Annotated in this window: 27 protein-coding genes and 2 tRNA genes; 15 read left to right on the forward strand and 14 right to left on the reverse strand. The window is 66.3% G+C overall.

What is annotated here, in order from left to right; genetic code table 11:
* Positions 1 to 6: 6 nt before the first annotated feature.
* The 6 genes from QTI51_RS04860 (at position 7) to QTI51_RS04885 (ending at position 5,392) form a co-directional block, all read left to right on the forward strand.
* A complete protein-coding gene (locus QTI51_RS04860; protein ID WP_286512572.1) occupies positions 7 to 924 on the forward strand; it encodes an alpha/beta fold hydrolase in 918 nt (305 codons plus the stop codon).
* Positions 921 to 2,006 (forward strand): tartrate dehydrogenase, encoded by a 1,086-nt coding sequence (locus QTI51_RS04865; protein WP_116907953.1) that lies wholly within the window; start codon positions 921 to 923, stop codon positions 2,004 to 2,006. Before QTI51_RS04860 ends, QTI51_RS04865 begins: the two co-directional genes overlap by 4 nt.
* A 220-nt stretch (positions 2,007 to 2,226) precedes the next feature.
* Entirely contained in the window at positions 2,227 to 2,499 is a 273-nt protein-coding gene (locus QTI51_RS04870) for an HU family DNA-binding protein (RefSeq protein WP_007830705.1), read from the forward strand.
* A gap of 29 nt (positions 2,500 to 2,528) precedes the next feature.
* Positions 2,529 to 2,604, forward strand: a tRNA-Val gene (locus QTI51_RS04875).
* A 78-nt stretch (positions 2,605 to 2,682) separates the two neighbouring features.
* Entirely contained in the window at positions 2,683 to 4,596 is a 1,914-nt protein-coding gene (locus tag QTI51_RS04880; protein ID WP_116907952.1) for a SurA N-terminal domain-containing protein, read from the forward strand.
* 121 nt (positions 4,597 to 4,717) lie between these two features.
* Positions 4,718 to 5,392: a histidine phosphatase family protein gene (locus QTI51_RS04885; RefSeq protein ID WP_116907951.1), complete on the forward strand. Its 675-nt coding sequence runs from the start codon at positions 4,718 to 4,720 to the stop codon at positions 5,390 to 5,392.
* Between the two features lie 14 nt (positions 5,393 to 5,406).
* Here QTI51_RS04885 and QTI51_RS04890 read toward each other — a convergent pair whose 3' ends face one another.
* The gene (locus tag QTI51_RS04890) at positions 5,407 to 5,703 is read right to left on the reverse strand and encodes a hypothetical protein (protein WP_116908526.1); all 297 of its coding nucleotides are present in this window, start codon (positions 5,701 to 5,703) and stop codon (positions 5,407 to 5,409) included.
* 113 nt (positions 5,704 to 5,816) lie between these two features.
* On the reverse strand, positions 5,817 to 6,065 hold the full coding sequence (locus QTI51_RS04895; RefSeq protein WP_116907950.1) for a GlsB/YeaQ/YmgE family stress response membrane protein: 249 nt from the start codon (positions 6,063 to 6,065) through the stop codon (positions 5,817 to 5,819).
* Positions 6,066 to 6,245: 180 nt separating this feature from the next.
* Here QTI51_RS04895 and QTI51_RS04900 point away from each other — a divergent pair, with 180 nt between their 5' ends.
* The 3 genes from QTI51_RS04900 (at position 6,246) to QTI51_RS04910 (ending at position 7,658) form a co-directional block, all read left to right on the forward strand.
* Entirely contained in the window at positions 6,246 to 6,890 is a 645-nt protein-coding gene (locus tag QTI51_RS04900; RefSeq protein WP_116907949.1) for a YbhB/YbcL family Raf kinase inhibitor-like protein, read from the forward strand.
* A 76-nt stretch (positions 6,891 to 6,966) separates the two neighbouring features.
* Positions 6,967 to 7,042 (forward strand) — tRNA-His (locus QTI51_RS04905).
* A 271-nt stretch (positions 7,043 to 7,313) separates the two neighbouring features.
* Positions 7,314 to 7,658 carry an H-NS histone family protein gene (locus QTI51_RS04910; protein WP_116907948.1) on the forward strand — a complete coding sequence of 115 codons (345 nt, stop codon included), beginning with the start codon at positions 7,314 to 7,316 and terminating at the stop codon, positions 7,656 to 7,658.
* A gap of 88 nt (positions 7,659 to 7,746) precedes the next feature.
* Here QTI51_RS04910 and QTI51_RS04915 read toward each other — a convergent pair whose 3' ends face one another.
* On the reverse strand, positions 7,747 to 8,733 hold the full coding sequence (locus QTI51_RS04915) for an NADPH:quinone oxidoreductase family protein (protein ID WP_116907947.1): 987 nt from the start codon (positions 8,731 to 8,733) through the stop codon (positions 7,747 to 7,749).
* Positions 8,734 to 8,861: 128 nt separating this feature from the next.
* Here QTI51_RS04915 and surE point away from each other — a divergent pair, with 128 nt between their 5' ends.
* From surE to rlmD, 5 genes are read left to right on the forward strand one after another with little or no spacing between them, the layout of a single operon-like run.
* The gene (surE, locus tag QTI51_RS04920; RefSeq protein WP_116907946.1) at positions 8,862 to 9,620 is read left to right on the forward strand and encodes a 5'/3'-nucleotidase SurE; all 759 of its coding nucleotides are present in this window, start codon (positions 8,862 to 8,864) and stop codon (positions 9,618 to 9,620) included.
* Between the two features lies 1 nt (position 9,621).
* Positions 9,622 to 10,395 carry a protein-L-isoaspartate(D-aspartate) O-methyltransferase gene (locus tag QTI51_RS04925; protein ID WP_116907945.1) on the forward strand — a complete coding sequence of 258 codons (774 nt, stop codon included), beginning with the start codon at positions 9,622 to 9,624 and terminating at the stop codon, positions 10,393 to 10,395.
* 11 nt (positions 10,396 to 10,406) lie between these two features.
* Positions 10,407 to 11,315: a peptidoglycan DD-metalloendopeptidase family protein gene (locus QTI51_RS04930; RefSeq protein WP_116907944.1), complete on the forward strand. Its 909-nt coding sequence runs from the start codon at positions 10,407 to 10,409 to the stop codon at positions 11,313 to 11,315.
* 4 nt (positions 11,316 to 11,319) lie between these two features.
* A complete protein-coding gene (locus QTI51_RS04935; RefSeq protein ID WP_116907943.1) occupies positions 11,320 to 12,342 on the forward strand; it encodes a sigma-70 family RNA polymerase sigma factor in 1,023 nt (340 codons plus the stop codon).
* A gap of 30 nt (positions 12,343 to 12,372) precedes the next feature.
* The gene (gene rlmD / locus QTI51_RS04940) at positions 12,373 to 13,857 is read left to right on the forward strand and encodes a 23S rRNA (uracil(1939)-C(5))-methyltransferase RlmD (RefSeq protein WP_116907942.1); all 1,485 of its coding nucleotides are present in this window, start codon (positions 12,373 to 12,375) and stop codon (positions 13,855 to 13,857) included.
* Between the two features lie 44 nt (positions 13,858 to 13,901).
* On the opposite strand, the gene QTI51_RS04945 is transcribed toward rlmD, so the two are convergent.
* Positions 13,902 to 14,603, reverse strand: a complete 702-nt coding sequence (locus QTI51_RS04945; RefSeq protein ID WP_116907941.1) for a Bax inhibitor-1/YccA family protein — start codon at positions 14,601 to 14,603, stop codon at positions 13,902 to 13,904.
* A gap of 172 nt (positions 14,604 to 14,775) precedes the next feature.
* Here QTI51_RS04945 and QTI51_RS04950 point away from each other — a divergent pair, with 172 nt between their 5' ends.
* Entirely contained in the window at positions 14,776 to 15,183 is a 408-nt protein-coding gene (locus QTI51_RS04950) for a GlcG/HbpS family heme-binding protein (protein WP_007830736.1), read from the forward strand.
* Positions 15,184 to 15,367: 184 nt separating this feature from the next.
* Here QTI51_RS04950 and hemP read toward each other — a convergent pair whose 3' ends face one another.
* The 10 genes from hemP to QTI51_RS05000 all read right to left on the reverse strand — a co-directional run bounded on the left by hemP (position 15,368) and on the right by QTI51_RS05000 (position 22,540).
* Positions 15,368 to 15,580 (reverse strand): hemin uptake protein HemP, encoded by a 213-nt coding sequence (hemP, locus tag QTI51_RS04955; RefSeq protein ID WP_116907940.1) that lies wholly within the window; start codon positions 15,578 to 15,580, stop codon positions 15,368 to 15,370.
* Positions 15,581 to 15,675: 95 nt separating this feature from the next.
* Positions 15,676 to 16,089, reverse strand: coding sequence for an ExbD/TolR family protein (locus tag QTI51_RS04960; protein WP_116907939.1), 414 nt, complete (start codon positions 16,087 to 16,089; stop codon positions 15,676 to 15,678).
* Positions 16,090 to 16,094: 5 nt separating this feature from the next.
* Positions 16,095 to 16,808, reverse strand: a complete 714-nt coding sequence (locus QTI51_RS04965) for a MotA/TolQ/ExbB proton channel family protein (protein WP_116907938.1) — start codon at positions 16,806 to 16,808, stop codon at positions 16,095 to 16,097.
* 22 nt (positions 16,809 to 16,830) lie between these two features.
* Positions 16,831 to 17,520 (reverse strand): energy transducer TonB, encoded by a 690-nt coding sequence (locus QTI51_RS04970; RefSeq protein WP_503011481.1) that lies wholly within the window; start codon positions 17,518 to 17,520, stop codon positions 16,831 to 16,833.
* A 122-nt stretch (positions 17,521 to 17,642) separates the two neighbouring features.
* Positions 17,643 to 17,915: a (2Fe-2S)-binding protein gene (locus tag QTI51_RS04975; RefSeq protein ID WP_116907936.1), complete on the reverse strand. Its 273-nt coding sequence runs from the start codon at positions 17,913 to 17,915 to the stop codon at positions 17,643 to 17,645.
* Between the two features lie 112 nt (positions 17,916 to 18,027).
* Positions 18,028 to 18,708 carry a Fe2+-dependent dioxygenase gene (locus tag QTI51_RS04980; RefSeq protein WP_116907935.1) on the reverse strand — a complete coding sequence of 227 codons (681 nt, stop codon included), beginning with the start codon at positions 18,706 to 18,708 and terminating at the stop codon, positions 18,028 to 18,030.
* Positions 18,709 to 18,800: 92 nt separating this feature from the next.
* Entirely contained in the window at positions 18,801 to 20,159 is a 1,359-nt protein-coding gene (locus tag QTI51_RS04985; protein ID WP_286512561.1) for a sulfite reductase subunit alpha, read from the reverse strand.
* On the reverse strand, positions 20,156 to 21,160 hold the full coding sequence (locus tag QTI51_RS04990; protein ID WP_116907933.1) for an FAD:protein FMN transferase: 1,005 nt from the start codon (positions 21,158 to 21,160) through the stop codon (positions 20,156 to 20,158). The genes QTI51_RS04985 and QTI51_RS04990 overlap by 4 nt, the downstream gene beginning before the upstream one ends.
* A 14-nt stretch (positions 21,161 to 21,174) precedes the next feature.
* Positions 21,175 to 21,984: a DUF4198 domain-containing protein gene (locus QTI51_RS04995; protein ID WP_116907932.1), complete on the reverse strand. Its 810-nt coding sequence runs from the start codon at positions 21,982 to 21,984 to the stop codon at positions 21,175 to 21,177.
* A gap of 55 nt (positions 21,985 to 22,039) precedes the next feature.
* Positions 22,040 to 22,540, reverse strand: a complete 501-nt coding sequence (locus QTI51_RS05000) for a DUF2271 domain-containing protein (RefSeq protein ID WP_503011482.1) — start codon at positions 22,538 to 22,540, stop codon at positions 22,040 to 22,042.
* Positions 22,541 to 22,581 lie beyond the last annotated feature (41 nt).

The following is a 22,581-nucleotide window of genomic DNA, read 5'->3' on the forward strand; positions in this document are numbered from 1 at the left end:
GTCGCCGTGACCGCCTCCTTTCTTTCCTTTCCCACGTTCGATATCGAACGCAACGGCGTGCGAATCCATGGCCGCATCGGCGGCAGCGGCGCGCCGCTGTTGTTGCTTCACGGCCATCCGCAAACGCACGCCATCTGGCACCGGGTGGCGCCCGCGTTGGCCGAGCGCTTCACCGTGGTCGCGGTCGACCTGCGGGGCTATGGCGATTCGGGCCGCCCGGCGGCCGATGCCGAACACGCGGTCTACAGCAAGCGCGAGATGGCGCTCGATGCGCTCGCCGCCATGCAGCACCACGGCTTCGAGCGCTTCGGCGTGCTGGCGCACGACCGCGGCGCGCGCGTGGCGCACCGGCTCGCGGCCGACCACGCCCAGGCCGTCGAATGCATGCTGCTGCTCGACATCGCGCCCACGCTGTCGATGTACGAGAACACGTCCGAGGCGTTCGCCAAGGCTTACTGGCATTGGTTCTTCCTGATCCAGCCGCCGCCGCTGCCCGAGGCGCTGATCGCGTCCGATCCGGTGCGCTACGTGCGCAGCGTGATGGGCGGCCGGCACGCGGGGCTCGCGCCCTTTGCGCCCGAGGTGCTCGCCGAGTACGAGCGCTGCGCAGGCATCGCGGGCACGGCCGAGTCGATCTGCGAAGACTACCGGGCCTCCGCCACCATCGACCTCGTGCACGACCGCGCCGAAATCGCCGCCGGGCGGCAGCTTGCGCAGCCGCTGCGCGTGCTGTGGGGCGAGCATGGCGCGGTGGGCAAGGCTTTCGATGTGCTGGCGCTGTGGCGCGAGCGCGCCGCCGATGTGTCGGGCCGCGCGCTGCCGTGCGGCCACTACGTTCCCGAAGAGGCGCCGGGCGAGTTGCTCGCCGAGGCGCTGGCATTCTTTTCATCTCCATCTCCCCAACAGGCAGGAGCGACCCCATGACCACTCAGAGAATCGCAGTCATCGCCGGCGACGGCATCGGCAAGGAAACCACGCCCGAGGGCCTGCGCGTGCTCGAGGCGGCCGCGGTCAAGTTCGGCATCGACCTGAAGTTCGACCACTTCGACTTCTCGAGCTGGGACTACTACGAAAAGCACGGCCAGATGCTGCCCGACGACTGGAAGGACCAGATCGGCAGCCACGACGCCATCTTCTTCGGCGCGGTCGGCTGGCCCGAGAAAATTGCCGACCACGTGTCGCTGTGGGGCTCGCTGCTGATGTTCCGCCGCGAGTTCGACCAGTACATCAACCTGCGCCCCGCGCGGCTCATGCCCGGCATCATCGCGCCCGTGGTGCGCCGCGACGGCACGCCGCGCGAGCCCGGCGAGATCGACATGTACATCGTGCGCGAGAACACCGAGGGCGAGTACTCGAGCATCGGCGGGCGCATGTACCAGGGCACGCCGCGCGAGATCGTCATGCAGGAAACCGTGATGTCGCGCGTGGGCGTGGACCGCGTGCTGAAGTTTGCCTTCGAGCTCGCGCAGTCGCGCCCCAAGAAGCACCTGACGAGCGCCACCAAGTCGAACGGCATCTCGATCACCATGCCCTACTGGGACGAGCGCGTGGCCGAGATGAGCAAGAACTACCCGGGCATCACGCTCGACAAGTTCCACATCGACATCCTCACCGCGCACTTCGTGCAGCGGCCCGACTTCTTCGACGTGGTGGTGGCGAGCAACCTGTTCGGCGACATCCTGTCGGACCTGGGCCCGGCGTGCACCGGCACCATCGGCATCGCGCCCAGCGCCAACCTCAACCCCGAGCGCACCACGCCGTCGCTGTTCGAACCGGTGCACGGCTCGGCGCCGGACATCGCGGGCAAGGGCATCGCGAACCCCATCGGTCAGATCTGGTGCGGCGCGATGATGCTGGAATTCCTGGGCCACAAGCAGGCGCACGACGCCATCCTGTCGACCATCGAGCAGGTGCTCGCGCCCCAAAGCGGCGCACCGCGCACGCCCGATATCGGTGGCACGGCGAGCACCAGCGACCTGGGCAAGGCGATCGCCAACGCGCTCTGAACCACTGCGAAAAAAGACTTCACGAAACGCCCCTAAAATCGCGCGCTCCGCTGATCTGCAAGGCCTCGCGTCTTATTGACACCCTGCAGACCAGTGGTTGTAATCCTCGATGGCAGTGCGCTGCCGAGGCGTCAGGCCTGCCAGGTTCTTGAGTCGCACACAGCGCGGCCAGGTCGCAGCTGACGAAAGCCGACCAACTTTTTTTCTACAAGGGGCCCTTGTGAACAAGACCGAACTGATTGAGCACATCGCAAAGAACGCCGATATTTCCAAAGCCGCAGCAACCCGTGCGCTCGAATCCACCATTGGCGCTATTCGTACCACGCTCAAGAAGGGCGGCTCTGTGTCGCTCGTCGGTTTCGGCACTTTCGCAGTCGGCAAGCGCGCGGCCCGCACCGGCCGAAATCCCCGCACCGGCGACGCGATTAAAATCAAGGCCGCCAAGATTCCGAAGTTCCGTCCGGGCAAGGCGCTGAAAGACGCGCTGAACTGACACGGTAGACTCGGAGAGTATTTCCGGTGGGGTGCTTAGCTCAGTTGGTAGAGCGGCGCCTTTACACGGCGTAGGTCGGGGGTTCGAGCCCCTCAGCACCCACCACCCACCCGATGCAAAGGCGAACCGCAAGTTCGCCTTTTTTATTGCCGTCCGACATCCGTCGAAAAAGAGTGTTCAAGCATGTTTGATTTCTTCCGCAAGTACAACAAGATCGTCATGATTTTCTTGTTCTTGCTGATCATTCCCTCGTTCGTGCTCTTCGGTGTCGAGCGCTACCAGGGCAGCAGCGACGAGAAGGTGGCGCGCGTGGACGGCCAACCCATCACCAAGCCCGAGTGGGACCAGCAGCACCGCGTGGAAACCGATCGCATCCGCCAGCAGTCGCCCAACGTCGACCCGACGGTGCTCGACTCCGACGCCTTGCGCTACGCCACGCTGGAGCGCATGGTGCGCGACCGCGTGCTGGCCGCAGCTGCCGCCAAGGGCAACATGACGGTGTCCGAAGACCGCCTGTCGCGCATGTTCGCGCAGGACCAGGGCCTGGCGGCATTCCGCACGCCCGATGGCAAGTTCGATCGCGATGCCTTCCAGCGCGTGACCGGCCGCACCCCCGAGCAATACGAAGCCGGCGTGCGCTCGGACATGGCCACGCAGCAGGTGCTGCTGGGCGTGTCGGGCACGGCCTTCACGCCGCCCGCGCTGGCCGCCACCACCATCAACGCCTTCTATGACAGCCGCGAGATCCAGGTGGCCCGCTTCAACCCCGACAGCTTTGCATCGAAGGTGACGGTGAGCGACGCCGACATCGAGGCTTACTACAAGGACCACGCGGCGCAGTTCCAGGCGCCCGAGCGCGCCGACGTCGAGTACCTGTTGCTCGACCTGGAGGCCGCCAAGAAGAACATCGTGCTGAGCGACGCCGACCTGCAGGCCTACTACAAGGAAAATACCGCGCGCTTCGGCACGAAGGAAGAGCGCCGTGCGAGCCACATCCTGATCACCGCGCCGACCGGCATGGCCGCCGCCGACCGCGAAAAGGCGAAGGCCAAGGCCGAGCAGCTGCTGGCCGAAGTGAAGAAGGCGCCCAACACCTTCGCTGAAGTGGCACGCAAGAATTCGCAGGACCCCGGTTCGGCGGAAAAGGGCGGCGACCTTGACTTCGTCACGCGCGGCTCCATGGTCAAGCCGTTCGAAGACGCGATGTTCTCGCTCAAGAAGGGCGAGATCAGCGGCATCGTCGAGACCGAGTTCGGCTACCACATCATCCAGGTGACCGACATCAAGCCGGCCGTGGTGCCGCCTTTCGAACAGGTGCGCGCGACCATCGAGAACGAAGCCCGCGCGCAGCAGGCCACGCAGGAATTCGCGAAGGCCGCCGAGGCTTTCACCGATGCCGTGTATCAGACGCCCGACAGTCTCAAGCCCGCTGCCGACAAACTTAAGCTCACGATCCAGACGGCCAAGAACGTGGCGCGCACGCCGGCACCCGGTGCGACCGGCGCGTTGGCCAGCCGCAACTTTCTGAGCGCGCTGTTCGCACCCGATTCGCTGGATCGCAAGCAGAACACCGAGGCCATCGAGGTCGGTTCGAGCCAGCTCGCATCGGGCCGCGTCACGCAGTACACGGCCGCGCACCCGGTGCCGCTGGCCGAAGTGAAGGACAAGATCCGCGCGCAGCTGGTCACCGAGCGTGCCGCCGTGCTCGCCAAGACCGAAGGCGAAGCCAAGCTCGCCGCCTGGACGACCAAGGCCGACGGCGCAACCTTCGGCGCGCCTGTGACGGTGTCGCGCCGCGAAGCGCAATCGCAACCGCTGGCGGTCATCGACGCCGCGCTGCGTGCCGACGCCTCCAAGCTGCCCGCGCTCGTGGGCGTGGACCTCGGCACCCAAGGCTATGCGGTGGTTCGCGTGACCAAGGTCGTGCCGCGCACGCCGCCGGCCCCCGAGCTCGCGAAGCAGGAGCAGGCACAGGTCGGCCAGTCGGTGTCCGCGGCCGAAGATGCTGCGTACTACAACCTGCTGAAGGAACGCTTCAAGGCGGAGATCCTGGTGCCCAAGCCGGCAGACGCGCTCCCCGTGGCCGCAGGCCGCTGAGCCAGCGCCTCTTCGTGAAAAAGCCCGGGCCGATGCCCGGGCTTTTTCATTTGGGGCGGCGCCAACGAGGCGGTCGCACGAGGGACAAGCCGGGTCTTCGCTTCTTGCCAGAATCGCCCGCATGGGAACCCTCTACCTCGTGCGCCACGGGCAGGCCAGTTTCGGCGCTGCGGACTATGACAACCTGAGCGAACTCGGGCATCGGCAGGCCGTGCGCCTGGGCGAGTACTGGCGCGAGCGCGGCATGGTGTTCGACGCGGTCATCACCGGCACGTTGACGCGCCATCGCCAGACATGGGAAGGCATTGCGAAAGGCCTGGGCCTGGCGCGCGACGACGTGCTGCCCTGGCCCGGCCTGAACGAATACGACAGCGAAGCCGTCATCGCCACCATCCACGAAGGCAAGCTCCAGAAGCCGGATTCGCCCGAGATGTACCGCCACCACTTCAGGCTGCTGCGCGAAGGGCTGAATGCGTGGATGCAGGGCCGGACCGAGCCGGTCGGCATGCCGAGCTATGTCGACTTTCTGGCGGGCGTGACTACGGCGCTGGACCACGTGCGGGACAAGCACCATGGCGCGAAAGTGCTGGTGGTGTCCAGTGGCGGGCCGATCAGCACCGCGGTCGGCCACGTGCTGGGCACGAGCGCGGAGACCACCGTCGAGCTCAACCTGCGCATCCGCAATTCATCGGTGACGGAGTTCGCCTTCACGCCCAAGCGGCACATGCTGGTGACCTACAACACGCTGCCGCATCTGGACGGGCCGGCGTACGAGGATTGGGTCACCTACTCCTGAATGCGTGTGCGGGCTCAGGCCTGCCACACGCCGTAGCCCGCCTTGCGCAGCGCGATGCCGAGGTCGACCTCCATCAGGCGAGCGTCTTCGTAAGTCAGCGGGTTGTAGCGCTCGTAGAGCGCAGGCAGCAGGTGCAGGCCGAACTGCTGCACGAAGCTGTTGGCCTGGATGCCGGCCTTGTGCTTGTCGAAGCGGATGTCAGGGTCCAGGCCGGTCATGCCGACATAGACGAACGGCTTGCCGAGCTGGTAGTCGGGGTTGGCGCGGCGGAACCGCGCGTTGTTCCAGACGCGGTCGTCGAGCTCGACCACGTAGACGTGGTGCCTGGCCCGCGGTTTGCGGGGCTGTGCCGACTTGGGTGGCTTGGTGTCTGCGTTGGCGTCGGCGCCGGCCGCCCCCTTGGCGCGGCGCGGCCGCGTCGGCATCAGCTCTTGCGCTTGATGAGGCCGTAGAGAACCAGCAGCACGATCGCGCCCAGCACGGAGGCGATGAAGCCGGCGCCCTGGCCCGCGGTGTACCAGCCCATCGACTGGCCGACGTAGGTGACGATCAGTGAGCCGGCGATGCCGATGATGGTGGTGACGATGAAGCCCGCGGAATCGTCGCCCGGCTTGACGGCGCGCGCCACAAGACCCACGACGAACCCGATCAGAATGGTCCAGACGATGCTCATGAAGAAATTCCTTTGGTGGTGAAGTGGCGTGGCAAAAGCCATGATAGCGGCTCGATTTGAGCGCGCGTGTACGCCAACGCAGATGAATTTCGAGGGCGTGGAATTTTGGCTTGCTGTCGTGACGCGGACCTGCGCGGCGTCCTACAGCCGCGTTCTGGTCGGCAAGGTACACCGTTGCCTATGCTCGAAAAACTCCCTGATGTCATCGGCCACGCGTTGCACGGCGTGCGCGCCGGTCTCGACAACATTGTTTTCAACACCCTCGGCATGCGCGAGGGAATGGCGTCGATTGCACTGAGCAGCGTCGCGTTCGTCGATCATGGGCCGCTGCAGCCTCGCTTCACTGCCGATGCGCCTGATGGAGAGGGGGTTTCGCCGCCGTTGCAGTGGACGGGGCTGCCGTCAGGCACGGCGTCGGTGGTGTTGATCGTGGAGGACGCTGATTCGCCCACGCCCAATCCGCTGGTGCATGCCATCGTGGTGGGCTTGCCGGTCGGCGACGGGTCGTTGGCCGAGGCGGCTATTCCGAGCGAGGGGAACGATGGGTTGGGTGTGCAGGTCGGTCGCAACTCGGCGCTGCAGTCGGCTTGGCTGCCGCCCGATCCGCCGCCGGGGCACGGCGTGCACCGGTATGCGTTCCAGGTGTTTGCGCTGGCGGTGGCTCCGGAATTTTCTGAAGCGCCGGGGCGCGACGAGGTCGTCGAGGCGCTGAATGCGCATGCGATCGCCAGCGGATTGCTGATCGGCACGCACGAGCGGCCCGACGGCACGGTCAAGATCCAGGAGGGCGCGGCAGTACCGAGCGGACCGTTGGCGGCGGGCTGATGTGGCGTTCAAGCAGCGTCTTTTTCATTGAGTAGTGAAAAGCGCGATTTTTGACGCTACAATCAGAGGCTCTACGGTGGCTGTAGCTCAGCTGGTAGAGTCCCAGATTGTGATTCTGGTCGTCGTGGGTTCGAGTCCCATCAGCCACCCCAAAAAATATCTCTTTAGCGCTATTGCTCAATAGCATGCAAAGAGTTGCACCGCCGGGCTTGCCCCGGCGTTGTCATTTCCGGACCGCCGTTTTCTACCAGCGCACTCCGATCGATCTCCTTTCCCTCTCCTATAAGCGCCCAAAGTGGTGCGCGCGTGTTGCGAGTTGTTGCATCAACGCAATGCGAATTCAATTTTTTCGCTCGGATAAAGGCTTGCGGCAAAAGTAAACTGAATTAAAATCCGCTCGTTTTCAATTTCTGGAGTCCATCAATGGCTTCGACACTCGCCGATATCAATTCCCAGATCAAGAAGCATGACGAGCAGATTGCGCAATTGCGCAAGCAGGCCGAAGACCTGCGCAACCATGAGCGCGCCGGCGTGATCGAAGAGTTGCGCAAGAAGATTGCCGAATACGGATTGACGGCCTCCGACCTGAAGCTGACCGGTCGCGTGAGTGCTGTGAAGCGCGCCGCGGGCACCGCGCCGGCCAAGGCTGCCGCCAAATACCGCGGCCCGACGGGCGAAACCTGGTCCGGTGGCCGTGGCCGCAAGCCGCGCTGGGTGACCGAGGCATTGGCCGCCGGCAAGTCGCTTTCTGATTACGAGATCAAGTAAGTGCCTGTTGGAGTCCTGGGCAACTGCCCAATAAAAAAGCCCGCGCATGCGGGCTTTTTTATTGGCGTGCCGGCAGGCCGCAGCGAACTCAGTTCACCATCACGAGTTTTCCCTTGACGCCGCGCGACCCCATGTGCGCGTAGGCGGCCTTCAATTCGGCCATCGGCATCGTGCTGTCGATCACCGGCTTGATCTTTCCCTGGCCGTACCACTGGGCCAATTCGGCCATCATCTGTGCATTAGCCTTGGGTTCGCGCCGAGCGAAATCGCCCCAGAACACACCCACGAGAGAAGCGCCTTTCAGCAGCGTCAGATTCAATGGCAGCGACGGAATGGGGCCGGACGCAAAACCCACCACCAAATAGCGACCGCGCCATCCGATCGAGCGAAAGGCCGGTTCCGCAAAATCACCACCGACAGGGTCGTAAATGACATCGGGGCCTTTGCCGTCGGTCGCGGCCTTCACGGCGTCACGAAATCCATTGGGAAGCGCGTGCGTGGTGTAGTTGATCGTCGCGTCGGCGCCAATGGAGCGGCACAGTTCGCATTTCTCGTCGGTCGATGCCGCCGCAATCACCTTGGCGCCCGCGGCCTTGGCAATCTGGATGGCGGCCGTGCCCACGCCACCTGCCGCGCCGAGCACCAGCACGGTCTCGCCCGGTTTGAGCTGTGCGCGGTCCATCAAGGCGTGCCACGAGGTGGCGTAGATCATGATGAACGCGGCCGCGTCGACATGGCCGAAACCCTCGGGCAGCGGCATGCACAGCGCCGCGGGGGCCAGCGTGTGCGTGCCGAAGCCGCCGGTGCCCGACAGGCAGGCCACGTTCTGGCCGACCTTCAGGTGCGTGACGCCTTCGCCCACCGCCTGGATGACGCCTGCGTATTCAGAGCCCGGCACGAAGGGCAGCGGCGGCTTCATCTGGTATTTGTTCTGCACGATCAGCAGATCGGGAAAATTAAGGCTCGCCGCCTTGATTTCGATCAGCACCTGGCCCGGCCCCGGCGTGGGTGTCGGCAGTTCCTTCCAGGTCAGCGCGTCGACGCCGGTGGGGTTTTCGCAAAGCCATGCGTGCATGCTGGAGTCTCCTTCGAATGAGTCAGGTGGGGGCAATGAATGCGGGGGATGATAGGCGGCGCACCGGGGTGGGCTTGTCCCTGCTGCGACGCACCCGACGCCTACAATCCGAGCGACTCCAGGACACCATGAAGATACTCATTTCCAACGACGATGGCTTTCAGGCGCCGGGCATCGTCGCACTGCACGACGCGCTCAGGGACATCGCCGATGTCGAGGTGATTGCTCCCGAGCACAACAACAGCGCCAAGTCGAATGCGCTGACCCTGGCCGCTCCGCTGTACGTTCGCGAAGCGCACAACGGCTTTCGCTACGTGACCGGCACGCCGGCCGATTGCGTGCACATCGCGCTCAAGGGCCTGCTCGACTACCAGCCCGACCTGGTGGTGTCCGGCATCAACAACGGCGCGAACATGGGCGACGACACCATCTATTCAGGCACCGTCGGCGCGGCCATGGAGGCCTACCTGTTCGGCATTCCGGCCATCGCGTTCTCGCAGATCGAAAAAGGCTGGGCCCACGTGGACGCGGCTGCGCAAGTGGCGCGGCGCCTGGTGCAGCAGATCGAGCGCGAACGCATGCTCGAGGGCGATGCCTTCCTGCTCAACGTGAACGTGCCGAACAAACCGTTCGACGAACTGAAGCCCGTGAAGGTCTGCCGGCTCGGCCGCCGCCACGCGGCAGAAAAAGTGATCACGCAGGACAGCCCGCGCGGCGAGACCATGTACTGGATCGCCGGTGCCGGCGGCGCCAAGGACAGCGGGGAGGGCACCGACTTCCACGCCACGGCCGCCGGCCACATTGCGTTGACGCCGCTGCAGATCGACCTGACCGACCACGCCAACCTCGGCCAATGGCGCGAGACGGTGGCCCGTCTCGGCAACTGACATGGCCACGCAACGGCCCAGTTTTCCTGTTCGCCTGACACCCACCGCTTCCGCCGCCACGCGCGGGCGCATGCCTGCCGTGCCGGTCAAGCCCATGGTGCCGTCCACGCCCTCGATGGCGTCCGCCGCCGTTCGTACGCGCATGGTGCAAAAGCTCGCGGCGCAAGGCATTTCCGATCCGCGCGTGCTGCGCGCGATGGGGGCCGTGGAGCGCCATGGCTTCGTCGACAGCGCGCTGGTCAACCAGGCGTACGAAGACACCAGCCTGCCGATCGGGCTCGGGCAGACCATCTCCAAACCGAGCGTGGTGGCCCGCATGATCGAGTTACTGCTGGGCGCGCCCGCGCTGGCCGGCAAACCGCAGGACAAGCTCGGGCGCGTGCTGGAGATCGGCACCGGCTGCGGCTACCAGGCCGCCGTGCTGAACCACGTGGCGACCGAGGTGTACAGCATCGAGCGCCTGCGCGGCCTTCACGAGCGCGCGCGCCTGAACCTTCGCCCCTTCAGGCTGGCCACCGTGCACCTGATCTTGGGCGACGGAATGATCGGCTACGCCAAGGGCGCTCCCTACGCCGGCATCATCGCGGCCGCGGGCGGCGAGGCGGTGCCGCAAGCCTGGATCGACCAGCTCGCGGTGGGGGGCCGCATCGTGGCGCCGACGCATTCCGCCAGCGGTGGCCAGGCCCTTGTCGTCATCGACAAGACCCCCCGTGGACTGGAGCGGCTCATTCTTGAGGCGGTTCACTTTGTCCCCCTAAAATCAGGCATCGCTTGAAGGAATAACAAATGCAGGGTTTTGGCAATCGGAGTTGGTTCGCTGGCGTCACGTTGGCCTTTGTGCTCGTGATCGCGGGCTGTTCCACACCGCGTGGGCCGGCGCCGGTCGAAGACCGCGGCACCATGACGCGCGCACCGAGCGCGACAGTGCCCGGCGGCCCTCCCATCACTACCGACGCCAACGGCAGGCCGCTGGCAGGGATCGAAAACTATGGCAAGCCCGGCTACTACGCCGTGCGTCCCGGCGACAGCATCCGCCGCATCGGTGCGGACACCGGCCAGCGCTGGCAGGACATCGTTCGCTGGAACAACATCGAGAACCCCGACCTCATCGAAGTCGGCCAGGTGCTGCGCGTGATTCCGCCGACCGGAACGGCCGTGGCCTCGGCCCCGCCGGCCAGCGCGTCATCTTCTTCTGAAGGCGCGACCACCAAGCCCGTGACGCCGCCGCCGGCCCTTGTGCCTACGGCACCGGCCAGCGCGGCCAAGCCGCCCACGCCTGTCACAGCATCGCCGTCGGCACCCGGCAGCAGCGGCAACTCGGGTGACGAAGACCTTGGCTGGATCTGGCCTGCGAGCGGTTCGCTGATCGCCGGCTTCGACGAAGCCAAGAACAAGGGCTACGACATCAGCGGCAAGGCGGGCGACCCCGTGCTGGCCGCCGCAGATGGTCGCGTGGTCTATGCAGGAGCCGGCCTGCGCGGCTATGGCAACCTGATCATCCTGAAGCACAACAACACCTACCTCACGGCATATGCGCACAACCAGACGCTGCTCGTGAAGGAAGACCAGTCGGTTCAGAAGGGCCAGAAGATCGCCGAGATGGGCAACAGCGACGCCGACCGCGTCAAGCTGCATTTCGAGATCCGCCGCCAGGGCAAGCCCGTCGATCCTTCTCGCTACCTGCCGAATCGGTGATGCCATGGCTGCCTCCCGCCCCCGTCGCACACAGCCTGTGCGCGGGTCGGCGGGCAAGGGCAGCCTGAAAGACGTTCCCGAGGAGCCCACGGCTGCTTCCGACGGAACGCCAGACGCTTCTGCAAGCGACAGCGCCGCACCCCGTAGCGCGCTGAGCGAGGCGCCCGGTGGCGAGGGCGCCGACGCACTCACCGTCTATCTGCGCCAGGTCCGGCGCACCGAGCTCTTCACGCCCGCCGAGGAATACCAGGCCGCCTGCGCCGCGCGCGCCGGCGACTTCGCCGCGCGGCAATCGATGATCGAGCACAACCTGCGGCTCGTCGTGAACATCGCCAAGAGCTACCTCGGCCGGGGCGTGCCGCTGTCTGACCTCATCGAGGAGGGCAACCTCGGCTTGATGCACGCCATCGGCAAGTTCGAGCCTGAGCGCGGCTTCCGGTTTTCAACCTACGCGACGTGGTGGATCCGCCAGTCGGTCGAGCGCGCGCTCATGACGCAGGCGCGTGCCATCCGCCTGCCGGTGCATGTGGTGCGCGAGCTGCAGCAAGTGCTGCGCGCGCGCCGCACGCTGGAAGGCGATGCGGAGTTCGTGGCGCAGCGGCCCGACGGCGTTCGCGTGGAGGACATTGCTGCGCTGCTTGGGCGCGACGTGCAATCGGTGTCCGATTTGCTCGCGCTGTCCGAGGCGCCGCGCTCGCTGGACGCGGGCGACGCGCGCGGCGACGAAGGCTTCACGCTGGCCGACACCGTGGCCTCGGAGGACGCGCAGGCCAGCCCGACCGATGTGACTCACACCCACGAGGTCGAGCGCCTGCTCGACCAATGGGTGCACGCCCTCGATGCGCGCGAGCGCGAGGTGCTGGAGGGCCGCTACGGGCTGCACGACCGCGAGCCCGAGACGCTCGAGGTGCTGAGCGTGCGGCTGGGGCTTACGCGCGAGCGCATCCGGCAGATCCAGAACGAAGCGCTGGCCAAGATGCGCCGTCAGCTGGCCCGCTCGGGCGTCGGGCGGGACGCGCTGTTCTAGAGGGTTCGCGCACGCTGAGACAATCGGGGGATGACGGAACCCATCGAAGAAAACCAATTCCCCCCGACAGTCCCCGCGAAAGCCTCCGTGAAAGTCGCAGCGAGCCTTCCTGCGAATCCTGGTGAAGAGTGGTTGCAGGTCGAGTCGCTCGACCTCGACGCACAGGGCGTGGCCCACAAGGCCGACGGCATGGTCGTGTTCATTGAAGGCGCGTTGCCCTTCGAGGAAGTGCAGTTCAACGTGCACCGCCGCAAGAACAACTGGGAGCAGGGCACGGTCACGACCATTCGCCGCGAATCGTCGCAGCGCGTGCGTCCCGGCTGCCCGCACTTCGGCCTGCACACCGGCGCCTGCGGCGGCTGCAAGATGCAGCACCTGGACCCTGCCGCCCAGGTTGCCGTGAAGCAGCGTGCGCTCGAAGACAACCTGTGGCACCTGGGCAAGGTGCGCCCCGAGAACCTGCTGCGCCCGCTCGAAGGGCCGGCCTGGCACTACCGCTACCGCGCACGGCTCTCGGTGCGCCACGTGGTCAAGAAGGGCACGGTGCTGATCGGCTTTCACGAGCGCAAGAGCCGCTACCTGGCCGACATGCAGGTGTGCCCGGTGTTGCCCAAGCAGGTCAGCGACATGCTGATGCCGCTGCGCGCGCTGATCGGCTCCATGGATGCGCGCGAGACCTGCCCGCAGATCGAGCTGGCCTGCGGCGACGCGCCCGACTCCACGCGGCTGGGCACGATCGCGCTGGTGTTGCGGCACCTCGAGCCGCTGTCACGCGGCGACATCGACCGACTGAAGGCATTTGCCGCGCAGAACGAAGGCGTGCAATGGTGGCTGCAGGCCAAGGGCCCGGACACCGTGAAGCTGCTGGAAGAGGGCGGCACGCCGCTGGCGTATCGGCTGCCTGAATTCGGCGTCACGATGCCGTTCAAGCCCACCGATTTCACGCAGGTCAATCCGCACATCAACCGGGCGCTGGTCGGCAAGGCGCTGCGCCTGCTCGACGTGCAATCGCACGAGCGTGTGATCGACTGGTTCTGCGGGCTGGGCAACTTCACCCTGCCGCTGGCAAGCCGGGGCCGCGAGGTGCTGGGCATCGAAGGCAGCGACACGCTCGTTGCCCGCGCGACCGACAACTTCCAGCGCAACCAGCCCGCGACGTCCGCCCGCCGCGCGTTGTCGCCCGCCACTTTCGTGGCGCGCAACCTGTTCGACATGACGCCGGCCATGCTGGTGGCCGACGGCAGCGCGGACAAGTGGCTGGTCGACCCGCCGCGCGAAGGCGCTTTCGCGCTTGCCAAGGCCATGGCCGACCTGCACCAGCAGCCCGAGCTGCGCACCGACGGCTGGACGCCGCCGAAGCGCATCGTGTACGTGAGCTGCAACCCCTCGACGCTGGCGCGCGATGCCGGCCTGCTGGTGCACCAGGCGGGCTACCGCTGCACCTTCGCGGGGGTGGTCAACATGTTCCCGCACACGGCGCACGTGGAGTCGATAGCGGTTTTCGAGCTGGAATGAAAAAGGCCCGAAAGGGCCTTTTTTGTGGAAGTGCGGTTGGCTCGTCAGTCGCGCTCGCCGCCGAAGATGCCCAACAGCGCAAGCAGGCTCTGGAACACGTTGAACAGGTCGAGGTACAGCGCGAGCGTGGCGGTGATGTAGTTGGTTTCGCCGCCGTCCATGATCTGCTTCAGGTCATAGAGCATGTAGGCCGAGAAGATGCCGATGGCCGCCACCGAGATGACCAGCATGCCGGTGCTCGAACCCACGAACACGTTGATGATGGCGCCGAACATCAGCACCATCGCGCCGACGAACAGGAACTTGCCCATGCCCGACAGGTCGCGCTTGATGACGGTGGCCAGCGAGGCCATCACGAAGAACACGCCGGCGGTGCCGCCGAAGGCCGTCATGATGAGTTCGGAGCCGTTCTTGAAGCCCAGCACCATCGCGATCAGCCGCGAGAGCATCAGGCCCATGAAGAAGGTGAAGCCCAGCAGCACCGGCACGCCGGCGGCGGAGTTCTTGGTCTTCTCGATGGCGAACATGAAGCCGAATGCGCCGCCCATGAACACGATGAGGCCGAGCCCGCCGGTCAGCGAGCGCGTGATCCCGGTGCTGACCCCGACCCAGGCGCCCAGCACGGTGGGAAGCAGGCTCAGTGCCAGCAGCCAGTAGGTGTTGCGCAGCACGCGTTGGCGTTCGGCCTGGGCCAGCGGCTGGCCGTAGCTGGTGGAGGTGTCTAGGGTGGTAACGCGGTCGGTCATGGCCGGAGCTCCTGTGGTTGCTGCTGACGCAGTTGGGGCGCATTCTAGGGGCCTGCAAGGGCAGGTTCGAAAAAGACCGTACGCCCGACGTTCCGGAGCTTGGCACCGGCCCGAAGGCACTGCTGGCGGCGTGGCCGTTATGCTGTCGGGTTTTACGCAACCTGAGCACACCATGAAGACCAAATCCTTCCTCGAACTCGCCGATGTCAAGGCCGTTGCCGCCGCCGCCGAAGCCGAGGCCCTCAAGAACAACTGGGCGGTGACCATCGCCATTTCGGACGACGCCGGCAACCTGCTCTGGCTGCAACGCCTGGACGGCGCCGCAGCGCTGTCTTCGCACATCGCCCCCGCCAAGGCCCACACGGCCGCCATGGGCCGCCGCGAAAGCAAGGTCTACGAAGACATCATCAACGGCGGCCGCACCGCGTTCCTGACGGCACCTGAAGTGCAGGGCCTGCTCGAAGGCGGCGTGCCGATCGTGAAGGACGGCCACGTGATCGGCGCGGTGGGCGTGAGCGGTGTGAAGTCGAACGAAGACGCGCAGATCGCCAAGGCCGGTATCGCTGCGCTCGGCCTCTGATCGTTTCGTTCCTCACAAAGCAAAACGCCGACTTCGAGGTCGGCGTTTTCTTTTTCGGATGCTTCAGCGTGAAAAAAAGCTTGGCTAGTCGGCGAACCGTTGGCTAGCAAAAAACGACCCTTCGGAGATGAATCTCCTTGAGTCGCCCCACGATGAAACTTGCGCGAGGGGCGCGCTGACGACCTTACTTGGTCAGGATCAGCTTGCCGAGTTTGGTGGCCTGGAGCCGATAGAGGGAACCGTTGTGCATGATGCCCACGGTCTTGCTTCCCTTGAGAAGCTCCGTGCTTTCGACCATGGGCGCCGGAAGCGCTGCCTGGATGGACGCATGGCCGCCACCCGATTGGTCGAGCGAAGGATGGTTCAGAACAGAAAAGGCATTCGGAGTGGCTGGCATCTGGAGTTCCCTTATCGAAGCGATGACTGAATGATAATGATTCGCAATAAAAAGTCAATCGCGTCGATCAACTTTTTTTCATTGCGTTTTTCAGGTCACTTCGTATCGGGCTCGGTGATGAAGCCGATCTTGCGCACGCCGGCCTCTCGGGCTTCCGACATGGCCTTGGCCACGCGCTCGTAGCGCACGGCCTTGTCGCCGCGGATGTGCAGCTCGGGCTGCGGTTCCTTGGCGGCTTCGGCGGCCAGGCGGGCAGGCAGCACGCTGTCGTCGATCTTTTCTTCGTTCCAGTAGTAGGCGCCGTCGGCCGTCACGCTGAACAGGATGTTCTGCGGCTTGGGCTGCTCGGGCTCGCTGGAAGCGCGGGGCAGGTCGATGTTGACCGCGTGCTTCATCACCGGCACGGTGATGATGAAGATGATCAGGAGCACCAGCATGACGTCGACCAGCGGCGTCATGTTGATCTCGTTCATCACCTCATCAGGTTCGTCTTGTGTACCGAAAGCCATGATGCTCAGCCCTTCTTGAGCGGGACCACGATCGCTTCGCTGCCGCTCTGCACGCGGGCACCGGTCACGAAGTAGGCGTGCAGGTCGTGCGCGAAGGCATTGAGCTTGGTCAGCACGAACTTGTTGCCGCGAACCAGCGCGTTGTAGCCCAGCACCGCCGGAATGGCCACGGCCAGGCCCAGCGCCGTCATGATCAGCGCCTCGCCGATCGGGCCGGCCACCTTGTCGATGGTCGCCTGGCCGGCCGAGCCGATGCTCATCAGCGCGTGGTAAATGCCCCAAACCGTGCCGAACAGGCCGATGAAGGGGGCGGTGGAGCCGACCGATGCGAGGATGGCGAGGCCGGTCTGCAGGCGTGCCGTGAAAGCGTCGATGCCGTTGCGCAGCGAACGCGTGATCCAGTCGCTCACGTCCAGCGCGTCGTGCAGGTGCGCCTTGGTGTTGCGATGGTGCGCGGCGGCTTCGCGGCCTTCGAGGGCGAGCGCGCGGAAAGGGTTGGTGTCGTCGGTGCCGAGCTTGTTCAGCGCGGTGGCGAAGTCTTCGCTGTGCCAGAAGTCTTGCGAGTGCTTGGCCAGGCGCTTGTAGCGGATGACGTCGAGTGCCTTGACGATGATCACGATCCACGACGCGAGCGACATGCCGATCAACAGCACCGCCACGGCCTTGGTGACGAAATCGCCCTGGTTCCAGACGTTCATCAAGCCAAATTGGGAATCCATACGAAGTTGCTCCAGAGAAAAATTAGTTCAGGACGTAGTTGACGGGGGCGTCATACGACATGGCCTGCACCACGCCGTTGACCTTGCCGGGGACGAACCGGCATTTCATGATGTATTCCACCGCGGCTTCGTCGAGGCGATCGAAGCCGCTGGATTTCTTGACTTCCGCGCTCTTGGGCAGCCCGTCGACACCGACGAGCACCCGCACGATCACCTTGCCCTGTTCGCCCAGCCGGCGGCTCATGGCGGGGTAGGTGGCCTTCGGGTTTTGAAGGTAGTCGGCGCTGCTCGACGGCAGCTGCACCGCGGGCGGTGCCGGCGGTGAGGGCGGCGGCGCGGGAGGCGCCGGCGGGGCGGGCGGTGCCGGTGGCGCGGGAGGCGGCGGCGGCTCGGTCACGCCAACGGGCGCCTGAGGCGCGGGCGTGGGCTTCGGCTCGCGAATGGCCTGGGGCCGCGGGGGCGGCGGCGCCTTGCTCACCTTCGGCTGGGGTGGGGGCGGGGGCGGCGGAGGCGGGTCTTCCTTGGGCTTGGGCGGCTCGACGAACTGGCTCAGTATTTCGACTGGGATCACCACTTCGGCGGCGCGGCGAAGCAAGCCGCTCTGCAGCGCCCAGAGCGCGGCACCATGGAACAGGATGACGCTGCCCGCGATGACCACATTGCGGGAAAGGCCGAGAAAGGAGGGGGGAGGGGCAAAGCGGTCAGACACGATCAACCATTCGAATGCGGGCACCTTGCAAGGTACCCCGATTGCAGCAAAACCGCTACGAGGACGCGTTGTGTACCGCGTGCGTCACTTGCGAAAAATCCACCAGACCGACCCTGCGACCAGGATCAGGCTGCCGCCGAGTGCCGAGACGAGTTCCATGCCTTGCTTTCCTTGATGGAGTTGGCAAGCTGGATCGCTCTGGCGCCCGATTCGCAATTCAATGCGGCCACCGGGTGAGAAGCGCTGCACTGCGCGACGATATCGCGCGCACAGCCTTCACATTGTCCACACTGGGTGGCCACGCCAAGCTCGAACTGGACTTCGTCGAAAGTCATGCCCGCGCGCACGTGGCGTGCGATTTCGCGGTCGGACACTCGGCGGCAGACGCAAACGATCATGGCGGTGAAAGCGGCAGTTGGCTGGCTGTTGGAAGTGACCGATTATAAATAAGAATCCATCGCATTTGCAATAACTATGAAGTGACCAGTTTGCAATGGTGGATTCTTCGGGTCACACCTCCGACCAGAGGCGCAACAGATTGTGATAGTGCCCCGTGAGCGCCACGGTTTCCTCGCATTCGCCCAGCCGGGCGCGCAGCTTCTGGATGTTCTGGTCCAGCTCGAACAGCATCCCGCGCTGCTGGTCGTTGCGCACCATGCTCTGCAGCCAGAAAAACGAACACACCCGCGCACCGCTCGTCACCGGGTGCACGCGGTGCAGGCTGCTCGCCGGATAAAGAATGAGATCGCCCGCCGGCAGCTTCACTTCGTGCGAGCCGTAGGTGTCGATCACCTCCAGCTCGCCGCCCTCGTAGTCTTCCGGCTCGCACAAGAAGAGCGTGCACGACAGGTCGGTGCGCAGCTGCTGGGCGCTGCCGGGCAGGGCGCGCACAGCGCCGTCGACATGCACCCCATAGTGCTCGCCGCCCTCGTAGCGGTTGAACAACGGCGGCACGAAGCGCAACGGCAGCGCTGCTGAGAAGAACAGCGCGTTGCGGGCCAGCGCGGCCAGCACGGCGGCGCCGAGTTCGCGGCCCACCGCCGATTGCTCGGGCAGCTGGCGATTGCGCTTGACCTGCGCGCCCTGGTCGCCCACCGTCTCGCGGCCGTCGGTCCAATTCGTCGCGTCCAGCGCCGCGCGCATCTCGCGCACCTGGGCGGGGCTCAGCACATCGGGCACGTGCAGCATCATTTGTCAGGAACTCCACAAAGAAAAAAGCCCCGGCGCGGGCCGGGGTGCGAGTGTCGCACCGCGGTCGGCGGGCAGCGGCAAGTCACGGGGGGTCAATAGACGTCGCGGCGATATCGCCCGCTCGCCGCCAATTCGCGCATGAGCGCCTCGCCCGCCACCTGCCGCAAGGCAGCGTCCACGCCGCTCGCCATGCCCTGCAAGCTCCCGCAGACATAGACGGCCGCGCCGTTCCGCAGCCACTGCGACAGCGCGTCGGCCGACTGCAGCAGCCGGTGCTGCACATACAGGCGCTCTTCCTGGTCGCGCGAGAACACCATGTCGAGCTTCCGCAGCACGCCGCTGGCCTGCCAGGCCTCGATTTCGTTGCGATACAGAAAGTCGTGGGCCGCCTGGCGTTCGCCGAACACCAGCCAGTTGTCGTGCCTGCCCGCCGCCGCGCGGGCGCGCAGGTGCGAGCGAAGGCCGGCCAGCCCGGTGCCGTTGCCGATGAGGATCAGCGGCCGCGCCTCGTTCGCCTCCAGGCGAAAGCCGCGGTGCGGACGCATGCGCAGGCCCACGGTGTCGCCGATGGCGAGCGTGGACGTGAGCAGGCCCGACGCCGCGCCCAGCGTGCCGTCGGGGTGCTGCTCCTGGCGGACCAGCAACTGCAGTTCGCCATCGGCGTGCACCGATGCGATCGAGTAATCGCGCGGACGCGCCGGGTCGCTGGCCACGCTGACCTGCACCAGGTCGCCGGACGCCCAGTGCGGCAGCGCGCCGCTCTGCGGCACCAGCCCCAGGTGGAAGGCGGGGGCGCCCGCGCTGCCCGGGTTGAGCAGCTCGCGTGCAACGAGGCGCCACTGCGCGAACGGCGCCGCGGCGTCCTGGTCGTCGAGGGGCACGTCGCCCCAGCGGGATTGCCACTGCGCCAATGCGGCGGGGTCGCTGTTGTCGACTTCGATGCGATCGAACTCGCGCGACGCCCCGGCCGCCAGCAGCCACTCGTCCAGCGCGCGACCGAAGCCGCAGAAGTGGGCGTACTGGCGGTCGCCCAATGCCAGCACTGCATAGCGGAGCGAGGGCAACGCCGGCGGGGCGTTCATCACCTGTTCCTCGAACACGCTGGCGCCGTCGGGCGCATCGCCTTCGCCGTAGGTGCTGGCAATGAAGAGCGCGCGTTTCGCCGAGTCCAGCGTCTCGGCATCGAGCGCATTCAGCTCCATGACGCGCGCGGGTGTTCCGGCCGCGCTCAACTGCCGCGCGGTCTGCCACGCGATGGCTTCGGCCTGGCCGGTCTGGCTGGCAAACAGCACGAGCACGGGTGGCTCATTGCCTCCCGCGGACAGCGCGGCGGCATCGCGCGCGCTGGCGGCTCGCCGCCTGTGCTCACGCAGATAGACCGACGCACACAGCGCCGCGTAGGCCACCACGGTGGAACTCGCGCCCAGGGCGCGCCACGCCGCCTCGTTCATGCGCCTGCCGGCGTCGGCCAGGCGCGCGTGATGCGCTCCACAGCCGCCGTGTCGCCATGGCTCACGAACAGCGCGGCAATCTCGTGGCGTTGCGCGAAGTCGAACCCTTCTTCCGCGCCCAGCACCGTCAACACGGTCGCCAGGGCGTCGGCGTGCATGCATTCCGCGTGCATCACCGTCACGCTGGCCAGCGCGTGCGTGGTGGGCTCGCCGGTGCGCGGGTCGATGGTGTGCGACCAGTCGCGCCCCGCGTGCGAGCGCCGGTGCCAGCGGTCGCCCGAGGTGGCGATCGCCATGTCCGCAAGGGCGACGCGCCGCGCCGCAGCCGGGCCGCTGTCGACCTGCACTTGCCAGGGCTGGCCGCCGGGGCGGCGCCCGGCGCCGCGCAACTCACCGCCGATTTCGAAGAGCAGGTCGCTCAGGCCGAGCGCGCGCAACTCGTCCACGCCGTGGTCGACGGCAAACCCCTTGGCGATGCCTGAAAGATCGAGCGAGAAGCCGCCCGGCTGCAGCAGCGAGCCTTCGACGGTGTCGAATTCGAGGCTGGACCGTCCGGTGCGTGTGCGGGCGGCTGCCAGCGCTTGCGCGTCGGGCAGTCCGTCGCTCCTTGCGTCAGGGCCGAAACCCCAACAGGCGACCAACGGGCCGACCGTCGGGTCAATGGCGCCATCGCTGGCTTGCGCCCAATGGTCCGCGCAGCGCATCACGGTGGCGAACTCCACGGGCAGCACGTGACGCGAGTTGGCCGGAGCGCGGTTGAACCGGCCGATGTCCGAGTCGGGCTCCCAATGGCTCATCTGCGCGACCACGCGCGCCAGCGCCGACTCGACGCTGCCGCGCACTTCCGCCAGCGGCAGCATGCGCGGGTTGTCGAAGCGCAGCGACCACGTGGTGCCCATGGTCTGTCCGGCCAACTGCTGCAGTGTGGCGGGGTCTGCGGGGCGCGGGACGGCCGCGTTGGCGTAGCCGCCAGCGCGCCAGGTGCTGAACGAAAGGCCCAAGGTGGCTGGCTGTGTCAGGGCATCACTTCAAGGGTTGCCGCGTAGCTCAGGCGGCGTTCCTTGGCTTGCGGCACGGTGGTCTTGCCGTCCTTGGTGCTGGCGTCGAGCCAGTACATGCCGGCGGCCGGCCAGGTCAAGCTGAACTGGCCCTTGTCGTCGGTCTTGAGCTTGAGCTCTTCGAGCTTGTCGCGGTACTGGGTGTTGCCGGCCGTCACGGTCACTTCGAGGTCCTTGGCGGGCTGGCCGTCCAGGTGCAGCGTGAATGTGGCCTTCTCGCCCTTCACCAGGTCGGTCGGGCTGCCGCTGGCGATGAGCTCGAGGCCCTGGCCGACCGGCTTGAGCGCTGACGGCTTGCCCACCGTCACGAAGGTCTCGATGCGGCCCGACGACTGCGTGATGTTCACGTCCGTCGCGTCGGCGGGCACTTCCTTGGCAATGGTGTCGACCGAGCCGCGCGCGCGCCTGGCCTGGCCGGTGGCCTTGTCCTTCCAGCTGGCGAACGCGCCGGCGTTGACCACGGCGATGCGGTAGGTGCCGGTTTGCGCGACGCTCACGTCAAACACGCTGCGCAGCTTGAGCTTGGCTTCGCTCTCGGGCTTGACGGTGCTGCCGTCGGGCGCGGTGATCTGCAGGCCGTCGAGGCGCAGCGGCGCATGGTTGGCAACGAACAGGTCGTTCGACACGGCGGCATCGACGCTGACCGTGTCTGCCTTGGAGAACACGGTGGACGAGGGCAGCAGCCAGGCGTTGTGTGCCTGGGCCAGCGAAGCGATGGCCGAAAGGGCGAAGGCGAGGGCGGTGGTGCGCAGGGGGAGGCGGGTCATGGGAGGTCTTTGGGTGCTTGTTGGGAGGCGGACGGTGGTTCCGGCTTGGCGTGAGTCAGGGCTTGAGTTCGAGCTTGATCTCGCCCAGCTCTTCCTTGCCGCTGGCGGTCGGCTGCGACGCTGCCGTCGGCGGCCATTGGAACGGGATGCTCACCACTTCGCGGCCGCCGACTTCGCGTGCCGCCTCCACCACCAGCTTGTAGGCGCCGGGTGCGAGCTTGGGCAGCGGCGCCGTGCCTTCGGTGAAGCTCAGCTGGTGCTTGCCGGCCGGCTTGGTGGCGCCCGTGACGCCATCGACCGGCACCGCGAGTTCACGGCCGCCGCGGCGCCACCACTGGCGCAGGTCTTTCAGCCACTTGGTGCCTTCGCCCTCGGGGTTGTTAGTCTTGGTGCGCACGTCGTACCAGACGGCCAGCGTGCCGGCGACGGTGTTGTCGGCGCGCTCGATCCAGGTCGCGACATAGGGACGGTGGTACTCCGACGCGTTCAGCCGCGGGATCTCGATGTTGACGGCCAGGCCGGCCGCGAAAGCCGGGGCGGCGAACAGCGCCGACATGGCGAGCGGCGCGAGGGAGTAGCGAACGTGCACGGGAAACC

It is taken from the genome of Variovorax sp. J22G73, assembly GCF_030317035.1.
Classification (GTDB): domain Bacteria; phylum Pseudomonadota; class Gammaproteobacteria; order Burkholderiales; family Burkholderiaceae_C; genus Variovorax.